This window comes from Pseudomaricurvus albidus (assembly GCF_018863235.1).
GTDB lineage: Bacteria > Pseudomonadota > Gammaproteobacteria > Pseudomonadales > Cellvibrionaceae > Pseudomaricurvus > Pseudomaricurvus albidus.
This window is the reverse complement of sequence record NZ_JAHKRS010000003.1, coordinates 147,940-167,273: the sequence shown is the minus strand read 5'-3', so window position 1 is coordinate 167,273 and position 19,334 is coordinate 147,940. Positions and strand designations below refer to the sequence as shown.

18 protein-coding genes are annotated in these 19,334 nt (G+C 54.5%); 5 read left to right on the top strand and 13 right to left on the bottom strand.

Annotation, left to right across the window (positions count from 1 at the left end; genetic code table 11):
• Positions 1–111 precede the first annotated feature (111 nt).
• Positions 112–1,167: a DUF3549 family protein gene (locus tag KOI40_RS07255; RefSeq protein ID WP_216096816.1), complete on the bottom strand. Its 1,056-nt coding sequence runs from the start codon at positions 1,165–1,167 to the stop codon at positions 112–114.
• 126 nt (positions 1,168–1,293) lie between these two features.
• Positions 1,294–1,902, bottom strand: a complete 609-nt coding sequence (locus tag KOI40_RS07250) for a YchJ family protein (RefSeq protein ID WP_216096815.1) — start codon at positions 1,900–1,902, stop codon at positions 1,294–1,296.
• Positions 1,903–1,985: 83 nt separating this feature from the next.
• Between KOI40_RS07250 and KOI40_RS07245 the strand changes: the two genes are divergently transcribed.
• Positions 1,986–3,134 (top strand): 1-acyl-sn-glycerol-3-phosphate acyltransferase, encoded by a 1,149-nt coding sequence (locus KOI40_RS07245; protein ID WP_216096814.1) that lies wholly within the window; start codon positions 1,986–1,988, stop codon positions 3,132–3,134.
• Positions 3,135–3,229: 95 nt separating this feature from the next.
• A complete protein-coding gene (locus KOI40_RS07240; protein WP_216096813.1) occupies positions 3,230–4,015 on the top strand; it encodes a hypothetical protein in 786 nt (261 codons plus the stop codon).
• An 8-nt stretch (positions 4,016–4,023) separates the two neighbouring features.
• Here KOI40_RS07240 and KOI40_RS07235 read toward each other — a convergent pair whose 3' ends face one another.
• The 6 genes from KOI40_RS07235 to KOI40_RS07210 form a co-directional block, all read right to left on the bottom strand.
• Positions 4,024–4,728 carry a PEP-CTERM sorting domain-containing protein gene (locus KOI40_RS07235; RefSeq protein WP_216096812.1) on the bottom strand — a complete coding sequence of 235 codons (705 nt, stop codon included), beginning with the start codon at positions 4,726–4,728 and terminating at the stop codon, positions 4,024–4,026.
• A gap of 247 nt (positions 4,729–4,975) precedes the next feature.
• A complete protein-coding gene (locus KOI40_RS07230) occupies positions 4,976–5,452 on the bottom strand; it encodes a DUF6231 family protein (RefSeq protein WP_216096811.1) in 477 nt (158 codons plus the stop codon).
• Positions 5,453–5,490: 38 nt separating this feature from the next.
• Positions 5,491–5,904 (bottom strand): nucleotidyltransferase-like protein, encoded by a 414-nt coding sequence (locus KOI40_RS07225; protein WP_216096810.1) that lies wholly within the window; start codon positions 5,902–5,904, stop codon positions 5,491–5,493.
• 99 nt (positions 5,905–6,003) lie between these two features.
• The gene (locus KOI40_RS07220; RefSeq protein WP_216096809.1) at positions 6,004–6,216 is read right to left on the bottom strand and encodes a hypothetical protein; all 213 of its coding nucleotides are present in this window, start codon (positions 6,214–6,216) and stop codon (positions 6,004–6,006) included.
• Positions 6,217–6,379: 163 nt separating this feature from the next.
• A complete protein-coding gene (locus KOI40_RS07215) occupies positions 6,380–7,642 on the bottom strand; it encodes a ribonucleotide-diphosphate reductase subunit beta (RefSeq protein ID WP_233710094.1) in 1,263 nt (420 codons plus the stop codon).
• 136 nt (positions 7,643–7,778) lie between these two features.
• On the bottom strand, positions 7,779–10,688 hold the full coding sequence (locus KOI40_RS07210; protein WP_216096808.1) for a ribonucleoside-diphosphate reductase subunit alpha: 2,910 nt from the start codon (positions 10,686–10,688) through the stop codon (positions 7,779–7,781).
• 1,029 nt (positions 10,689–11,717) lie between these two features.
• On the opposite strand from KOI40_RS07210, the gene KOI40_RS07205 reads away from it, so the two are divergent.
• A complete protein-coding gene (locus KOI40_RS07205) occupies positions 11,718–11,903 on the top strand; it encodes a hypothetical protein (protein ID WP_216096807.1) in 186 nt (61 codons plus the stop codon).
• Between the two features lie 51 nt (positions 11,904–11,954).
• Here KOI40_RS07205 and KOI40_RS07200 read toward each other — a convergent pair whose 3' ends face one another.
• From KOI40_RS07200 to purM, 4 genes are all read right to left on the bottom strand, one after another.
• Positions 11,955–12,443 (bottom strand): FKBP-type peptidyl-prolyl cis-trans isomerase, encoded by a 489-nt coding sequence (locus KOI40_RS07200; RefSeq protein WP_216096806.1) that lies wholly within the window; start codon positions 12,441–12,443, stop codon positions 11,955–11,957.
• A 36-nt stretch (positions 12,444–12,479) separates the two neighbouring features.
• Positions 12,480–13,244: a DUF3108 domain-containing protein gene (locus KOI40_RS07195; RefSeq protein ID WP_216096805.1), complete on the bottom strand. Its 765-nt coding sequence runs from the start codon at positions 13,242–13,244 to the stop codon at positions 12,480–12,482.
• An 88-nt stretch (positions 13,245–13,332) separates the two neighbouring features.
• Positions 13,333–13,983: a phosphoribosylglycinamide formyltransferase gene (gene purN / locus KOI40_RS07190; RefSeq protein ID WP_216096804.1), complete on the bottom strand. Its 651-nt coding sequence runs from the start codon at positions 13,981–13,983 to the stop codon at positions 13,333–13,335.
• Positions 13,984–14,084: 101 nt separating this feature from the next.
• Positions 14,085–15,143, bottom strand: coding sequence for a phosphoribosylformylglycinamidine cyclo-ligase (gene purM, locus KOI40_RS07185; RefSeq protein WP_439653231.1), 1,059 nt, complete (start codon positions 15,141–15,143; stop codon positions 14,085–14,087).
• A gap of 312 nt (positions 15,144–15,455) precedes the next feature.
• Between purM and KOI40_RS07180 the strand changes: the two genes are divergently transcribed.
• Entirely contained in the window at positions 15,456–16,604 is a 1,149-nt protein-coding gene (locus tag KOI40_RS07180) for a DUF2066 domain-containing protein (protein WP_216096802.1), read from the top strand.
• Between the two features lie 144 nt (positions 16,605–16,748).
• Positions 16,749–17,465 (top strand): DnaA regulatory inactivator Hda, encoded by a 717-nt coding sequence (hda, locus tag KOI40_RS07175; RefSeq protein ID WP_369413157.1) that lies wholly within the window; start codon positions 16,749–16,751, stop codon positions 17,463–17,465.
• On the opposite strand, the gene sppA is transcribed toward hda, so the two are convergent.
• Positions 17,462–19,315: a signal peptide peptidase SppA gene (sppA, locus tag KOI40_RS07170; protein WP_216096800.1), complete on the bottom strand. Its 1,854-nt coding sequence runs from the start codon at positions 19,313–19,315 to the stop codon at positions 17,462–17,464. The genes hda and sppA overlap by 4 nt on opposite strands.
• Positions 19,316–19,334 lie beyond the last annotated feature (19 nt).

Genomic DNA, 19,334 nt, shown 5'->3' with positions numbered 1-19,334 from the left:
CAGGCTTGGGCAGTTCAAGGCGTTGCTTTTTGTGCCATCACTTTACTCCAATGTCATTGTGGTGCAAGGCTTTTCCGTGAACTGCCAGTCTGCTCCTCGCAAAGCGTACTGCTAGTGGAGCGCATTGCTTTGAGCGGGTTGGGGGCTGAGTAGCCCACCAATCGCTGCGGCCAGTTCGGTCGATCGTTGGGGGTGGCGGAAAGCGTTGAGAATATGTGGTCGCACCGGCGCGCAAAAAAGCAGGTCGGCGAGAATGCGGTTAAAGTTATCCTGACCTTTCAGACTCAAGGCTTCGAGAAAAGGCAGGCAGAGGTCCGGATTACACAGGTCGAGGCTGCAGCGAGTGGCAATGGCCGCCAGAACTTCGATATCGTCTCCCGCGTTTGTGCTCAACAGTTCGGCCAGCGTTTTCTGGCGCAGCTCCAGGGCCTGACACTGTGACAGACCGCGAATGAGGGCCGCCACCAGAGAGTGGTTTCGGTCCTCATCGTTTTTCTGGATTTCAGCTCGCAGGCGGGTCTGGATGGCTTTGCCCAGCGCACCATTGATCGCTTCGTTTTCAAGGCATTGGCTCAAACCGATGAGCACTGGAGCAGGCATTTCCGGAATGGTACTGATGAGTTGGCCCTGATGTTCAGGCCAGCGCACGGCAATATCCGCCAACCCCTGAATGCCAATCGATTCCCACTGGCTGAGGTCAGTCTGCAAATACTCGCACGCAGGGGCGTAGTAACTGCTGGTGGGCTTGCCCAGCAGCTTGTTGACACGGGCATGAATCGCAGCCTGACGCTCTGGTGATGGAGTAAAAACGTAGGGGTTGCCCTCAAGTACGGCTGCCAGCTGCCGGCCCTGTTTGCTGGCTTCAATATTGGAACCCAGAGCCACCATCAGTTGCTGGAGGAATTGATCGCGTTCGGAGGGAACCAGTTTTCCCTGTTCGTCGAGGGGGAGCTTGATAAACCACAGCAACGGAATGTCCGGGGTATCCTTGTCCCAGAACAGCAGGCCAATCCAGGCATGGTGGAGGTAAGGCGCTGGATAGGCGATGGACTGGGCTTCAAACTGGGCGAAGGTTGCGGTGCTGATTTCCTGAATATGACGACCGAGGTCGAAAATGCGTGTGGTCACGCCCATTTGGTCGAGTAGCTGGCCAATACTGGTGATCATATGTGGAGTCTTAGATAATCTGTGTTTAATGAATACGGGGGATGAGGGGACGATGGATCAGTCATTTTACGTTTTTCCCATCCCCGTCACCATGCATTTCCCGTCAAGCAGTGTTGTTAATGTGCTCTAGGGGCCGCAGCAGCGTTTGAATTTCTTTCCACTGCCGCACGGGCAGGGACTGTTGCGACCGGTTTTGTCATTCCCGGTGCTGGTGGCAACCGTTTCACCCTCAACGTAAAACCAGTGGCCATCGTGCTGAACAAAACGGGAGTTCTCGCGATGCCGGGTTGGGGTTGCATTGGCTTGCGTCCGGTCAAGGTAGAAAGCCGAGAACTCGACCCATCCCTCTTGGTCGGAAGGACCGCCGTCTGCCGTTTGATGAATAACCAGTCCCTGCCAGTCGGACTGCTGAGCCCATTGTTTGATGGCGTCTGGATTGACGGATTGAGGATTCGGCGCTTTCCAGGTTTTCAACAAATAGGCCACATCACAGACCACATGGGCGGTATAGCGCGAGCGCATCAATTGCTCGGCAGTCTGGGCCGGGGCGCTGCCGTTCAGGCGAGGTGCGCAACAGCTGGCAAACTCAATGCCGGTGCCGCAGGGACACGGTTTCTGTGGATCTGGTGAAATAGTGGCAGATTGGGCGCTGGGATTGAGCATGAGCAGTGGTATTCCCCGGGCAAATTCGGTATTTTGGCAGGCCATTTTAACGCTGCCAGCCATAACCGCCATAACGGTTTTCTGAATGGCCGGTAGATTTGCGCTTTTAGCCCTCTGAACGTGCTCCCGAGATCTTTTTTGAAGCTGTTGATACCATGACTCAATTTGATGATATTCGCCCCTATAACGATGAGGAAGTTGCCCCTGCCATTGACAGGCTGTTGGCCGATCCGGAGTTGATTGATGCGGTAACGCGCCTGCGATTCCCCCGTTTGGCGGGTTGGATGCCCTGGCTGCTCAAACCTCTGGTCAAGCGAGTCTTGACCCGACAGCTTCACGGCGTTTCCTCTGTTGATCACCTGCAGCAGATAGTGTCTCACTATCTCGACAGTATGATTGAGCGCTGTGTGGATCAGCTGACGGTATCCGGTCTGGATAAACTTGATCCTAATACCCCCTACCTGTTTATCAGTAACCACCGCGACATCGCTATGGACCCGGCATTTGTAAATTGGGCTCTCAATAAGAACGGCTTTAATACGGTTCGCATTGCCATTGGTGACAACCTGTTGACCAAACCCTACGTTTCGGACCTGATGCGTCTGAACAAGAGTTTTATTGTGAAGCGTTCAGCCACCAGCGCGCGGGAGAAGTTCAAGGCGTCAAAGCATCTGTCGGCTTACATTCATCACTCCATTCTGGAAGAGAAGAGCAATATCTGGATTGCTCAGCGGGAGGGACGGGCAAAAGACGGTCTCGATGCGACCAACACGGCCATTATCAGTATGCTGGCATTAAGCCGGCCGAAAACCACACCATTTGCAGAATTCATCCGCGAATCGAATATCGTACCCGTCTCCATTTCCTACGAGTGGGATCCCTGTGATGCCGCGAAAGCCAAAGAGCTGCACGCCCACGCGGAACACGGCAGTTACGAAAAAGAAGAGCATGAAGACGTTGCCAGTATTGCCATGGGGATTGCCGGACAGAAAGGCAGTGTGCATGTGGCCTTTGGTGATGTGTTGAAAGGCAACTTTGAAAACGCGGAAGAAGTCGCACAGGAAATCGATCGCCAGGTGTGGGACAGTTATGTGCTGCATCCCAGTAATCATTTGGCCTACGTTCTCTTGAACGGAGAGGCTGCTGATTTACCGGTGAGTGCCAGCGGTGAGCCATTTGTCGAAAACGAATACGATGCTGAAAAGCTGGAGCTGAAACGGCGATTGGCAGATGTGCCTGATGAACAGAAAGAAATTTTTCTGGGAATTTACGCCAACCCGGTGGTGAGCCACTTGCGCGACTGAGGGTGTAGAGAAAGCCTGTTTCAAGCTTAAAAAAATCAAAACTAAGCTAAGGCCCGAACAACGATAAACCGTCTCTAGAGGACTTGGGGGATTTTATGACTGCAGCAGGGGTACGACACCATTGGCGACAGGGTTTACTGATCCTGTCGCTGTTATGCAGCTCGGCAAGCCGGGCTGAGTCTTTTGAAGTGGCTGATCATGGGCTTTTGCGATTGCCTTCTCTGGTGGGGGCGGTTCAGCTGGACAGGCTGACGATTGGGGCATCGGGGAAATTGTTGATTCCGGTCAGCATTACCGAGTTACAGGTTGCTCATTTGACCATGAAGCCCGGCGCGAAAATCAGTATTGCCCCTCATCCCCAGCCATTTGTGCTTACTGTCCGCCAGGTAGACATTGCCGATGGCAGTGTGATCGCAGCATCCGGCGCCCATGGTGACCGCGGCGAGCCTGGGGGCCAGGGTACAGACCTGAAACTGACCCTTGAATCCGGCAGTCTTGCCAACCTGACGGTGGATGTGCGCGGTGGTGATGGTGGCCAGGGGCTGGCTGGACAAGCGGGCCAGAGTGGTAAAAGTGCAGCCTGCTGGGGCCGGGGTTCTCGTGATGGGTCGTCTGGTGGTGATGGTGGCGATGGATGGCCCGGTGGCAACGGTGGTCGTGTCGATCTGATGCTGGGACAGTCCCAGTGGCTTGAGGTAATCGATGTGATGCTCAGCGGTGGTGCTGGAGGGGTCGCTGGAGAGCCTGGTTCTGCGGGTAAAGGTGGTTCAGAAGCCCGTTGCTGGCTCTACTCGCTGGGCAGTGCCGGTCGCGATGGTGAGCCGGGGGCGCCAGGCAAACCCGCCCGTGATGGGCAGGCGGGTGTGTTGAGGGTTCATTAGTGCGGCGATCAACCGCCCATGATCACGGATTTGCGGGGCCTGGTTCTGCTGAGCGCCGCAAGTCCGAGAATCATGAGTACCAACGAGGTTGGTTCTGGTACTGCTATTGGTGCGGCAAATGCCGCCCGTCCTATACTGCTTGAGAATACCTCGATATTGGCGAGATCATAACCCCTCGAGCCGCCCTTGTTGTCCCTCCCTACCACTCTGATTGCCTGCACCGAACCGGTAAAGCCGATGGTTGCCAGATCCATGGCAGTAGAAATATTGCTGAACACCGTTCCTAAAAAGAAAAAATCCACCAGATTGGAAGATACAAAAACATCGGCGCTTTCTAAGTGTACGCCCGCTTCGGTGACGGAAAAATCGGCGCCGGCACTGTCAACAATCGTCTCATCGGTAAATCCAAGTGTGACATAGGAGCCAGCCGACAGACTGAGGAAATCGATCATGGCTCCCGGGCCGCTGGGATCACTGCCTAATACGACGCCGGTTGATATCGGGACAGGAAATACACCAGATGATGAGTGGACAGAATTGGTTACATAGCCGCCATAGGGGCCGCTCATTTGTCCTGTGCCACTGTTAAAATAATCCAGTACCACATCGGCATAGCCGATTAGTCCGGCGTGAGCCTGACTTATGGGCAGCATGCAAAACAGAGCCACCATGTGCAGGTATTTTTTGACTGGGTGCTGAGTGAATCCGGGCATAAATCCATCCTTGCAGAGCCTGAAACCTCTTCGGAAAAGGTGTAATCCTGAGTTTACATTGCTAATTCAATGCATGAACTGCGCCGGAAATGACCTTTTCTTTTGAAATCAGCAACTTGCCGTGACTTGCCTCGAAGCGGGTTGTGAAAGCGGACTAAAAAATGACCCGATTGAGGGAGTGACGAGTATGTAAGCACCAGAATAGGTGCTTATCGCATTAGGATGTGGGTAGAGCAGAGGTTAAGGATTACCACCAGTATTTTCCCCAGTTCTCCGGATTGGCCCAGAATCTCGGGTTGTTCCATTCTCGCTGATGGTTATAGCGGTCCAGATTGTAGCCATAGCATTCCAGTGCGTCTTTATTCTCCCGGGAAAAAACATGCCGTCTCTGGAATCCCAAAGCAATCAGCTGTGGGTTGGGTTGTTGTGACTGGCCAGGGATTAATAGCCAGATGGCGTGAGTGTGCAGATTGCGAATCCGGGCTACCGATTGGATGCCTGTCTCTGCATGGGTGTGTTCCAGCCAATCTGCTATCACAACGCAATCGAAGCGACCCAGTTGTTCCAGCTCGTCCGGGTGATGAATGTGGCTGAATGCACAGTCGTGGTGGTCACACCAGTGCTGCAGGGCAGTTTGATCGGTTTGACTGCAGTACAGCAGGCTGGTGGGGCGCTGCTCGTCCAGCTGTTGCAGCAGCGCCTGCCAGGGAGAAAGTTCGGTCATAGGACGACTATACCTGTCCCTGCGTTCATCTCAAATGTTTATTCAAACACCTGTTGCTGTTGTCGGAGGAGTGTTCGGGCAAACAGATAGGCGTCCTGTGAGTCAAACAGCTCTTCATTGGGGAACAGGGGCTGATCGCAGTCGCTGCGTAAAAACAGACCGTCAGCGCTGCCACTGGGGCCCAGTTGGCTGATCAAGTAGTCCAGTGTGTGAATGATGATCTGTTGCCAGTCATCACCTTCCAGCAGTGACAGGGGGCAATTAAACACGAGATGTTCGATCATGGCGCTGGTCGGCATGGCCAGCTGGGGTTGATCCAGGTGTAAATCATTTCTCAGATGGAGCAGGATGCGAGCCAGCTGTTTGTACTTGTGGTTGGCGGAATAGGTGCTGACCGCGGGCTCCAAAACGGCGGCGCGCACATGACTTGCAGATGTTGTCAGTCCACTCACGGCAAAAATCTCCGGGTTTCAGTTATTGTTGTTGAGTGTCGCAATGACTGCGTTAGAGCGATGGATGGTTTATCCGTCAGCCGGTGCACGGTCATGGCGTTAATGCCAGCCTTTGCCTGGCAGATTGGTGAAATCGAAAGCAGGAGGAGAAGAATCTTGTGGCGGGTGTTTGGGGGTGGTTTGCTCGAGATTGCGTTTCAAGCGCTTGATGACGGCGCCCATGACTTCGACAGTCTGATCCAGCTGGTCCAGCGCGATCAGTATGTCCTCTGCTGACAGAGAGTCGTTCTGTGTGCGGTGTTTGTGGTTCATTGTGTACCCCTTGGTTTTATTGTTTTTAACCATGAACAGCGCGGGTAAACCGCAACCATTCGGGGGGATTAACAGCAGCAGCCATCCGCAGATGGCTGCTTAATCCCAGCACAACTTGCCGGGTATGATTAATACCGGGCTGTCGAACAGCAGCCTTATAATATTAATCCCAGCTCAGTGCGCCACCTGTTTGATACTCGATAACACGAGTTTCAAAGAAGTTTTTCTCTTTGCGCAAATCCATGATTTCACTCATCCACGGGAACGGGTTTTGAACGCCCGGGAACTGTTCAGCCAGACCCAACTGTGCCAGACGACGGTTGGCGATGAACTGCAGATACTCTTCCATCATGGCAGCGTTCATGCCCAGTACACCGCGAGGCATGGAGTCGCGAGCGTAGGCGATTTCAAGCTCGGTGCCTTCGAGAATCATCTGGATCACTTCCTGTTTGAACTCTTCGGTCCACAGGTGCGGGTTTTCCAGTTTGATCTGGTTGATGACATCGATACCGAAGTTCAGGTGCATGGATTCATCACGCAGGATGTACTGGAACTGCTCGGCAACACCGGTCATCTTGTTGCGGCGACCCATGGACAGAATTTGAGTAAAGCCACAGTAGAAGAAGATGCCTTCAGTCACCGCGTAGAAACCAATCAGGTTACGCAGCAGCTCCTGATCTGTTTCCGGAGTGCCAGTCTTGAACTCGGGGTTGGACAGCCCTTGAGTGTGATTGATGCTCCACGCAGCTTTTTTGGCCACGGACGGAATCTCGCGGTACATGTTGAAGACTTCGCCCTCGTCCATGCCCAGAGACTCGACGCAGTACTGGTAAGCGTGAGTGTGAATCGCTTCCTCAAATGCCTGACGCAACAGGTACTGACGTGCTTCCGGGTTGGTGATGTGGCGATAGATCGCCAGAATCAGGTTGTTGGCCACCAGGCTGTCAGCGGTAGAGAAGTAACCCAGTGAGCGCATGATGATGCGGCGCTCATCGGCGGTCAGGCCATCTTTGCTTTTCCACAAAGCGATGTCTGCCGTCATGTTCACTTCCTGGGGCATCCAGTGGTTGGCACAGCCGTCCAGATACTTCTGCCAGGCCCAGTCGTATTTAAAAGGCACCAGCTGGTTTACATCGGCGCGGCAGTTGATCATGCGTTTTTCATCAACGGCAACACGGGCGGCACCCATTTCCAGTTCTTCCAGGCCCGGTGCCGGATCCAGTTCTGATACGGCTTCACGTGCACGTGCGACCGGGCTGCCAGCCGGAGCGGCAGGGCGCTTGCTGGTTTCAGTGCTAGGCTGTGCTTGTTCTGCAGCTGCGGGTTGTGGGGCCGCTTGTTGTGGCGCTGCCTTTGGTTCCGGAGTTTTTGGTGCAATAGGTGGTGCAGTTGTCGCTTCGTCTTGGTAATCGTCCCAACTCAGCATGTTTCAAATCCTTAATGTTTGGTCTTTTGTTATTGTTTTTCTGTGACGGTGTTTGCGATAGATCGTGTAGGAATCGTTCGGTTTGCTCTGAAAGGGGAGACGATTAACGCCTCTCCTTTCAGTTTTCCGCGGTCAGTTACTGACACGCCTCACAGTCCGGATCGTCCAGTGAGCAGGCCAGTGGTACCGGTGCTGCCTGTGGTTCAGCAGGAGCTGCGCTGGCTGCCGGAGCTGCCGCTGCGGAGGAAACCGCATTCAGCGTGCCGCTTTCGATGGTGGACTTCTCGGTGGTTGTGGCCGACAGCGCACGCAAGTAGTAAGTGGTCTTCAGACCGTGGAACCACGCCATGCGGTAGGTGATGTCCAGTTTCTTGCCGTTGGCGCCGGCGATGTAGAGGTTCAGGCTCTGAGCCTGATCGATCCACTTCTGGCGACGGCTGGCGGCTTCCACAATCCAGCGCGGCTCAACTTCGAACGCAGTGGAGTAGCGGGCTTTCAGGTCGGCCGGGATACGGTCGATTTTCTGAACGGAACCCTCATAGTATTTCAGGTCGTTAACCATGACCGAATCCCACAGGCCGCGGTCTTTCAGATCGCGAACCAGGTATGGGTTTACGACAGTGAACTCGCCGGACAGGTTCGATTTTACGTACAGGTTCTGGTAGGTCGGCTCAATGGATTGCGACACGCCAGTGATGTTGGCAATGGTTGCCGTCGGGGCAATCGCCATCACGTTGGAGTTACGCATACCCTGGGTTTTCACCTTCTCACGCAGTGCGTCCCACGCCAGAGTCTGGCTGCGGTCAACCTTGATGTACTGCTCGCCACGGTTTTGTGCCAGCAGCTCGATAGAGTCGATCGGCAGGGTGCCTTTGCTCCACAGAGAACCTTCAAAAGAAGAGTAGGCGCCGCGCTCTTTGGCCAGCTCGCTGGAGGCGTCGATGGCGAAGAAGCTGATGGCTTCCATGGAGCGGTCGGCAAACTCAACGGCGTCTTCAGAGCTGTAGGCGTAACCCATTTTGTAGAGGGCGTCCTGGAAACCCATCAGACCCAGACCTACAGGGCGGTGGCGCATGTTTGACGTGCGTGCGGCTTCCACGGAGTAGTAGTTGATGTCGATGACGTTATCCAGCATGCGTACAGCGGTGCGCACGGTACTTTCCAGCTTGGCCATGTCCAGCTGGCCGTCGACGATGTGCTGAGCCAGGTTCACAGAACCCAGGTTACACACAGCGATTTCGTCGCCGGCGGTGGTGTTCAAAGTAATCTCGGTACACAGGTTGGACGAGTGAACCACGCCCACGTGTTGCTGCGGACTGCGCAGGTTACAGGCGTCTTTAAACGTGACCCATGGGTGGCCGGTTTCAAACAGCATGCCCAGCATTTTGCGCCACAGATCAACCGCTTTGACGGTTTTGAAGATGCGCACTTCACCGTTGGCTGCCTTGCGCTCGTACTCTTCGTATTTGTCCTGGAAAGCCTGGCCGTAGAGGTCGTGCAGTTCGGGCACATCGTTAGGTGAGAACAGGGTCCATTCCTTGTCGTCGAAGACACGCTTCATGAACAGATCCGGTACCCAGTTGGCGGTGTTCATATCGTGAGTACGACGGCGGTCATCACCGGTGTTCTTGCGCAGCTCCAGGAACTCTTCAATGTCCAGGTGCCAGGTTTCGAGATAGGCACAGACAGCGCCCTTGCGCTTGCCGCCCTGGTTAACCGCAACGGCGGTATCGTTGGCCACTTTCAGGAAAGGAACAACGCCCTGAGACTTGCCGTTGGTGCCTTTGATGTAGGCGCCCAGAGAGCGAACCGGAGTCCAGTCGTTGCCCAGACCGCCTGCCCACTTGGACAGCATGGCGTTATCCTGCATGGCGCCGTAGATACCGTGCAGATCGTCAGGCACGGTGGTCAGGTAGCAGGAAGACAGCTGCGGCCGCAGGGTGCCGGCGTTGAACAGCGTCGGGGTGGAGCTCATGTAATCGAAAGAGCTCAGCAGCTTGTAGAATTCAATGGCACGCTCTTCACGGTTGTCCTCTTCGTAGGCCAGACCCATGGCAACACGCATAAAGAAGACCTGAGGCAGTTCAAAGCGAACCCCTTCTTCCGAGTGGATGAAGTAGCGGTCATACAGGGTTTGCAGTCCCAGATAGCTGAATTGAAGGTCGCCGCTGGCGTCCAGTGCCGCACCCAGTTTCACCAGATCGTAATCCAGCAAGTTTGGCGCCAGCAGTTGCAGCTCTACACCCTTCTGGATGTAGGCAGGCAGAGCCTGGGCGTACAGGGTGTTCATGTCGGTTTGGGTGGCTGTCAGAGCCAGACCCATAAAGTTCAGTGCTTCGGTACGCAGCTTGTCCAGCAGCAGACGGGCAGTGGCGTAGGAGTAGTTGGGCTCTTTTTCGACCAGAGTACGGGCAGTGATCACCAGAGACGTGTTGACGTCTTCCAGGGATACGCCGTCGTACAGGTTGCGCATGGCCTCGTCCAGAATCGCTTTCGGCTCGACGCCGGTCAGATCGGCACAGGCTTCCTCAACAATGGTGCGTACACGTGCGATGTCCAGTGGCTGCAGCTGGCCGTCAGGCATGACAACGTTCATGGCAGGGTATTCTGCATCGGGTACAACCGCGTTGCCGCTGCTGGCACGCATGCGGGCGTGTTCTTCGCGGTACAGAACGTAGTCACGGGCGATTTTTTGTTCGCCGGAGCGCATCAGGATCAATTCAACCTGATCCTGGATGTCTTCAATGTGAATAGTGCCACCAGAGGGCATGCGACGCTTGAACGTGGCAGAAATCTGACTGGTCAGTGAGGCAACGGTTTCGTGCACACGGCTGGAGGCGGCAGCGGTGCCACCTTCAACGGCAAGAAAGGCCTTGGTCATGGCGACAGAGATCTTGCTCTCGTCGTAGGCAACAACGGTGCCGTTGCGCTTGATCACACGCAGTTGACCGGGGGTGGTTGCCGCAACCGTGGTGTTGCTGGCCGGGCTCGCCTGTGGGGCGTTGGCTGGTGCTGAAGTTGCTGTCACATCAGAATCAGTGTGCATGTACGTCTCCGCGTATGGTGCATGGTTTTGTGTTTGTTATCGTGGTGTTACAACTTTTACCGGGTCAGGAGTTTCAACAGTCTTTGGCCTGCTGAAACGATCTGCAGAAAACCGCATTGGCTGTTCTCAAAGGTCCTGAATCCGGAAAATCGGTACCGCTAATAAACGTTTTTGTGTAAGAAAATACTGTTGCAATCTTTTTTGCATGTTGTGCACATCGTGCACTGACTATCAAATGGCATACCCAGAGAAGCGATATTGCTTCGCGGTGCTCTACGGATATGGCACGGACGTGCCTTCTGGAGCGGCCGTTTCTCATGTAAGCCGTTGCGCAGATACATGAGTTGCTCAAATACAATCGGTGTCGCCAGTCCGTTTGCTACAGTTCCGAGTATCTATTCCTTCCCCTGGGGGGAGGTAATCTGAACGAAAAGCGTGCCATTCAGGCTTTCCCGCGCACGTTCAGTGAACTCTTTGTCTGCCGCCTGTACTGACTGTGCATTTTCAGAGCTTTGCCGTTTAAAAAAACGGTTTTTCACTTGACACGCGTTTGTTCAGATCTGGATGCCAACCCCAATATATAGGGGTCATTGATTCGTTGAATACAAGATAAAGCGGTAAAGGTCGGATTGCAAGACGATAAGGCTGGTGATTTCTTGTGGATAAAATGTGTGTAAGCCTGGGTGTCAGTAGTCACTAATCTGCCAAATCAGGCGAGGCCTGTCCCGGGGTAAAAATAGACGCTCAAAAATGCCGTTATAACTTTTTGTCCTATAAGAAAAGTTTAATATTTGTAACCTATCTTGTGGTTTTTCTCTGGTGCACTACTAGATATAGTGCTTTATCTCTGTGCAGGTTGGTCTGTGGTTAAACAGTGTCGCGTGCTAGACTGCGCGCCAAATGAGGGCGTCATTTATCTGGCGTCTGACTCCGGTTTCGGGCATTGTGTTTGTGTCGGTGCCATTCTGTGAGCTGTGGACAATTATTGGATAAGCCTGAATTGAGGGCGCTTACTGGTGAGGTTGGGGAGTGGGTGAGGTTATTAAGTTCAAACGGCCTACGGCCGCGCAAAAACACAAAGGCAAAACCCTGTGTCGCAGTGGCTTCCACAAGTGGAAGGTGGTGCAGGAGAAGCAGTTTGATGTCAAACAGGGAAAGCTGGTCACGATTTATCAGTGCGAGCGCTGCGGCGACCGAAAAGTACGGACAGATTAAAGCAGTTACGGGCGACGCTTTTGCAGCGGCCCGTAACATCAGCCGATAAGATCAGTGGTCGTGACCGCAGCCGCCGTCACCGTGGACGTGTCCGTGTAACAGCTCTTCCTCGGTTGCGTCGCGCACCTCCAGAACCTCAACGTCAAAGTGCAGGTCTACGCCCGCCAGAGGGTGGTTGCCATCGATGGTAATGGTGTCACCTTCAATGTCGATCACTTCGACAACCTGCTGGCCCGCAGCAGTCTCAGCGTGGAATGCCATGCCAACTTCGATATTGTCGATGCCGCCAAACATGTCGCGTGGAAGTTCCTGGATCAGCTCCGGGTTTTTGTCACCGTATCCTTCTTCAGGGGACACCACAACGGAGATTTTGTCGCCGGCGGTTTTACCTTCCAGTGCGTTTTCCAGCCCGGGTACAAGATTCTGAAAACCCTGCAGGTATGCCAGAGGCTCTTGACCTTCTGAGCTGTCGAGAACTTCGCCCTGATCGTTTTTCAGGGTGTAGTGGATGCTGGCCACTTTCTTTGCTGTGATGGTCATAGTTTTGCCTTTAAGTGAAGCAGAGGACTGAAATAATCAGTGTCGCTGCGAGGGTTGAAGGCCTTTAACCGGAACCCCGTTGAGTTCGGCTGAAGCCAGATTGATTTCGTAGTGCTGACCGTCTTCTTCGCGCTGCTGAATTTTAACCAGCAGGTGATCCCAGTCGTTGGCAAGCCAGAGAATGGTGACGCGCTCGTTGTCGTCCCGTATGCGTTTTACCCGGGTGGTTTTCAGCTTGCCCAGCGGTGTGTCGAGAATTTCCTGACCTTGAACTTCAAAGTCGTAGGTCTTCAGGCGTCCGCCGTCGGCGACCTTATAGCTGACCTTGTATTTTTTGTTGAGCATGTCGGTGCGCAATTGTAATTGATAGCCCAGCTTGTCCAGCGCGCCATCCGGCAGGGACATGGTCCAGGGTTTGTTCTGCACATTGTTGACCACCTTGTTGGTGGACCAGTCAAAGTTCAACTCGGCCTTGCGGTCACGACCAAGGCCGCTGCGATTGTAGAGATAGAATTTTGGGACCAGATGACCTTTGGGATTCCAGTCGAACTGGCTGACTTCCTCAATGGTGGCCAGCCAGGACTTGGCAACAAAGCGCAACTCCATGGTGCCGTCGTCCAGGGCTTGCAGGGTGCGGGTTGCCTCGACGCTGAGACCGCTGTATTCGGCGGTATAGACGGCGTGAAACGGACTTGGGAGCTCGGGCTTGGTCTGTTCTGGTTCGGCCAGGACAGAATTGGCGGACAGACTGCCGGTAATGATCAGGCAAATGCCAAACAGGCGTCTCAGCGTAAACGTCATGGGGGGCTCCTTATCGGCGAGTTCTGTGTGTCAGTTGCCAAGTCCTGTGGCAATCAGCTCGCGGGTGTCTGTGTGTCGCTCGTGTGTATCAGTTAACCCGGGTGTCAACGACAAAGCCGCTGGCAGGCAGAGGGGTGTTGTCGAGCAGGCAGGCGCCATTATCCATGCGCAGACGACCTTCGGCAAACCAGGCAACCGCCATGGGATAAATAATGTGTTCCTGAGCCTGTACCCGTTCAGCCAGGGTCGCGGCATCGTCATCGGGCAGGATTGGCACAACGGCCTGAATGACGTTGGGACCGTCGTCCAGTTGCGGAGTGACAAAGTGCACGCTGACACCGTGAATCTCATCACCGGCATCCAGCGCTCGTTGGTGAGTGTGCAGCCCTTGGTACTTGGGCAGCAGAGATGGGTGAATGTTCAACATTCGACCCAGATAATGACGGGTGAAGCCTTCGGTCAGGATTCTCATAAATCCCGCCAGTACCACCAGCTGTGGGTTGCAGGCATCAATCCGGGCTTGCAGGGCCTGATCAAAGTCTTCGCGGGTCTCAAACCTGGTGTGGTCAATAACCGCTGTTTCAATGCCTGCCAGACGGGCTCTTTCGAGACCGTATGCCTGGGGCCGATTGCTGATTACCGCCGCGATGTTGACGGGCAGGTCGCCTTTTTGATGGGCGTCGATCAGGGCTTGCAGATTCGTACCACTGCCGGAAATAAGAACAACGATATTGGTCATGATGTAAAGTCTGAACCTGCTGGTATTGTCTCTGAACGCGAGGCCCGGGGTGGGAGTGCCACCACCGGACTGATTGAGCTTGTCAGTGGAAGAATCCTGAATTACAGGTTCAACAGCTCTACGCGCTCTTCATTGCCTTGGGTTTTGGCAACAGAACCTACGATGAAGGCCTCTTCGCCAGCGTCCTTCAGGATCTTCAGTGCATTGTCCTGCTCGCTGGCAGGTACTGCGATGATCATGCCGACGCCACAGTTAAAGGTGCGGTACATTTCGTAGGCTTCGACATTGCCCTTTTCCTGCAGCCACTGGAAGACCGGCGGGAAGGTCCAGGCTTTGGTGTCGATCACGGCTTTGCAGTCATCCGGCAGTACACGGGGGATATTTTCCTGCAGGCCGCCGCCAGTAATGTGGGACATGGCGTTAACCTGAGACTCTTTGATCAGGCGCAGCAGGGATTTAACGTAGATGCGGGTCGGTTCCAGCAGGGCTTTGCCCAATGGCTTGTCGCCGACCACTTCGTTCAGGTCTGCACCGCAGACGTCGATGATTTTACGCACCAGTGAATAACCGTTGGAGTGGGGGCCGCTGGACGCCAGACCAATCAGTACATCCCCTTCAGCTACTTTGCTGCCGTCAATCAGCTCGGATTTCTCGGCGATGCCGACGCAAAAACCGGCCAGATCGTAGTCGTCGCCATCGTACATGCCCGGCATTTCGGCGGTTTCACCACCCACCAGGGCACAGCCAGCCTGTTCACAGCCGTCGCCAATACCGGAGACAACATCAGCGGCTACATCGACATTGAGTTTGCCGGTGGCGTAGTAATCCAGGAAAAACAGCGGCTCGGCCCCGGCAACCACCAGATCGTTTACGCACATGGCCACCAGATCGATGCCAATGGTGTCATGCAGGTTGAGGTCCATAGCCAGGCGCAGTTTGGTGCCGACACCGTCGGTGCCTGAAACCAGTACGGGCTCTTTGTAGCCTGTTGGCAGCTCGAAAAGAGCGCCAAATCCGCCCAGGCCCGCCATGACTCCGGGACGGCGGGTTCGCTTGGCGACCCCTTTAATGCGCTCAACCAAGGCATTACCAGCGTCAATGTCTACGCCAGCGTCTTTATAACTCAAGGAAGGGGTCTGTTTATCGCTCATGGAGGGCAGGACTCGTCGGTAAATAGTGAATCAGAATGTGGATCGTGAAAGGCGCGTATTCTACCAGCTTATAGCGTGAGCTGTTAGTCCAAAAGGTTAGCTGGCAGAAAGCGTTACCATGCCTCATTTCGGGGATCTGTATTTGAGTGCTTCTGGCAGGTAATACCTCTCAAAGGCATAATAGCGGCTGTTTCGACAATTGGTGTGAGTGGAAACGTCGATTTCAGGCTAAAGTGAAGGCATTCAGGCTGCAGTGACGGCAGCAAGCGTGAGATGGCAGGGGTTCACAGCAGGAGTTGAGGCCGTATTGTGGCGGGCTCAATGAACAACAGGGTGGAAGGAGTAGTGAAGTTGCAGCGATTGGTTTGGTGGTTTATCGGTGTTTGGGTCTGTATGGCGTCAATCCCGGGTCATGCCGAAATGGTGACCAATCTGTATCAGCAGAGTGAGCTGGTTGTCGGGCAGGGAGTCGAAGAGCGGCGACAGGCAACGGCAAAAGCACTGGCCTCTGTTCTGGTGCGAGTCTCCGGACAGCCACAGGCACTCAATTATCCAGAGGTTAAAGCAGCCCTAGCCAACCCGGATAGCTATATGGAAGCCTTTCGCTATGAGTCGGGGAATGAAACGCTGGAGCGCGATGGTGAGCAAGTCCCTGCAACCACGGTGGTTCTGAATTTCTCTCAGATCAGCGTTGAGAATCTGTTGCGCCAGTCGGGCCTGCCCCTTTGGCCGGCCAACCGACCCTCGGTGCTGGTGTGGTTGGTCACCGATGATCTGAACGCCGGTCGGCAGATGGTGTCCCTGCAGGATAATCCGGAACTGGCGGATGCGATTAAGGGTGAAGCCCGAGAGCGCGGACTGCCTCTGGTGGTGCCTCTGATGGATCTGGAGGATCAGGTATCCCTCAATGCCAACGACTTGTGGAATCTGGATCAAAGCGCTATCGCCTCTGCGTCGACCCGTTACAAGCCGGATGCGGTTTTGATTGGTCGTTACAGTCAGACCTCTTCGGGGCGCTGGATTTCGGCCTGGACACTGCTGCACAAGAGCAATCGTCAGGTATTCGATAGTGAGGGAGATACCGATACGGTGTTGCTGCGGGAAGCTGTCAACTCCACCAGTGATTATCTGGCCGATATCTATGGCATCAACCATCGCAATGTGGCTTCAGACGCGGTAGTCATGGATATTGAGCCGGTGGGCGAGTTTTCAGATTATGTGAAGGTGCTCTCTTACCTGGAAGGGTTGGCGGTAGTTCGTGAGCTGAATTTGCTGGCCCTGGAGGGTAATCAGGTCAGGGTAAACCTGTTTATGGATGGCGATATCTCGCAATTAAAGGGCGCTCTGGATCTGGATCGTCGCTTGATCCCTGTCATGACGACCAGTAGCGGCGGTAACGTGAATATGCCAGAGACTCTGGCACCACAGGGTTCCGAGCAAAACCCGCTGCGTTACAGCTGGTCTGGCTGAGATTTAATGAAAAGTGCCTGCGTCAATGGCGCAAAGGACCGTATCCTTGCCATTGGCGCCGTCTCCGGCTTCTGGAAAGCCCCCGGCATCTGTTAGACTAGTGCCAATTAGACAGAATTATCCTGATCCCTCATGAGTCACCCCGTGTCATCCTCATCCCCTCGTCAGCTCTCTTTAGGTGTACAGCTTAAAGATGATGCAACCTTTGAGAATTTTTACGCAGTCGACGGTCAGCTGAATCGGCAGGTGGTGATGGCGTTGCAACAGCAGTTGCAACCGTTTGGTGAACAGTTTATTTACTTGTCGGGCATTCAGGGGGCAGGACTCAGTCATTTGCTGCAGGCAGCCTGTCACTTTGCCGGGGAGCAGGGTCGGTCGGCGCAATATTTACCGCTGGAGGAGTTGGTGAGCGCTGACCCGGCGGCGTTGCTTGATGGATTGGAGATTCTCGATCTGGTGTGTCTCGACGGTTTGCACTGGGTTGTTGGGCGTCCGGATTGGGAGCGCGCGCTGTTTGTCTTTTTCAATACCATGCGCGATACCGGTCGGCGGGTTGTCATGGCTGCAGCGCAGGGGCCGCGAGAGTTGAAAGTCAGCTTGCCGGATTTGCAATCGCGTTTGAATTGGGGGCTGGTGTTTCAGGTTCAGCCGCTGGATGACGAATCCAAGCGCAAGGCCCTACAGATGCGGGCGAAAGCCCGTGGCATTGAGCTTACTGATGAGGTGGCGCAGTACATTTTGCATCGTGCGCCCCGTTCGTCCCACGATTTGTTCAAAACCCTGCACCGCCTGGATGATGCGTCGCTGGCTGAGCAGCGACGTCTGACCATTCCTTTCGTTAAGCAGACTCTGGGCTTCTAGGGCGCCAGACACTCAAGACAGTGTGCGTATACCGCGCGTGAACCGCCGATATTGAGTAATTTCACCAGGGGCTCCAGTTGTTTTTGCGCCGATTGCAGAATGGCCAGTGCCGGAGCCTGAAACAGCTGCACATTGTGTGGTGTCATCGCAGACAGCTCGCCGGCCAGTTGCTTGGCCAGTCGCTCTCTTGGCGTTAACGGCTTTTCGATATCCAACACCTGGTATTCCTTCAGGCCGGCTTTTTCTGCTGCAGCGGCGATGGTGTCTTGCAGATCACCCAGCTCATCCACCAGTCCCAGATCTTTGGCGGCCAGCCCGGTCCAGACTCGCCCCTGACCCGCGGCATTGACCTGTGCGGTGGTGGTTTGGCGATTGTCGGCCACAATTTGCAAAAAGCGCTGATAAATGTTGTTTACGCTCTGTTGCAGTACATTAGAAGCCAGCGGCGACAGTGGGCGATCCATTCTCAGGGCACCCGCGAGATCGGTGGTGCCGATGCCGTCGGTAGAGATGCCAATTTCGCTCAGACTTTCTTCGAGGGTTGGAAACGCACTGAATACACCAATGGAGCCGGTGATGGTGGTGGGGGTGGCCCAGATTTCATCGGCGCCCATGGCAATCCAGTAGCCTCCAGAGGCCGCCACGCTGCCCATGGAAACCAGTACCGGAATGCCCTGCTGGCGGGTAATGTCCAGTTCCTGGCGAATCAGTTCCGAAGCAAAAGCACTGCCACCGCCGCTGTCGACCCGCAGTACCAGCGCTTTGATGCTCTTGTTGTCGCGCGCCTGACGAATCAGTTTTGACAGGGTTTCACCGCCGATGTTGCCTTCCGGCTGTTCGCCGTCAAGAATCATGCCCTTGGCGACCAGCAGTCCCACCTTGTCCTTGCCCAGTGGGGTGTGTTGCGGGGCAAGGTCCAGATAATCGTCGAAGTCGATGGACAGGTATTCGTTGCTGTCGGCCTTTTTACCCACCTTGCTGATCAAAAACTGGTTTTGTTCACCGTGGCTGGCCAGCTGGTCCACCAGATTCATGGCCATCGCAGTGGCTGAGGGATCACCACCGTGTTCGGAAAGTTTGTCATCCATGTTGTTGATGAAGGCGTCGATGTCACCTTCAGACAGCTGCCGCTGTTTTTCAATTTGCGAGGTGTAAGTTACCCACAGTTCATTAAGCCACTGACTGTTGTGTTCACGGGAGGCGGTTGACATGTCATCGCGCACGTAGGGTTCGACGGCGTCCTTGAACTCGCCGACACGAAAGATGTGCATTTTCAGATGCAGTTTATCCAGTGCGCTTTTGAAATAATTGCGGTAGCTGCTGTAGCCGGTCAGGATCAGATTGCCCATTGGATGCATCAGCACCTGGTCGGCGTAGCTGGCCAGATAGTATTGTTCCTGAGTGTAGTTGTCGCTGATGGCATAAATCGGTTTGCCGCTGTCCTTGAAGTGTTGTAGCGCAGTGCCGATTTCTTCCAGTTTGCTCAGACCACCCCCCATCAAGTGATTCAGGTCCAGTACCATGGACGTGATGCGCTCATCTTTCGCACCCATTTCAATCGCCTTGATGAGATCCCTGACCAGAGTTTCTGCATTCTCGTCACTGGTTTGCTGAAGCAATTGGGTCACCGGGTCGACGTAGCTGTACTGATCCACCAGAAAACCACTGGGAGCGACACGCAAGGCGATCTTGTCCGGCACGGTTTGGACTTCTTTGGGCAGCAGAGCGACCACAATGATCAGGATGATCAGCAGAATCAGCAAATTGGCGATACTCGTTCGGATCCAGGTGAGAATATTCCAGATGGCAGAAAAAAATCGTCGTATCAATCCGGGCTTGCGTGCGCTCATAGTGCGAAATCCTTGCGAT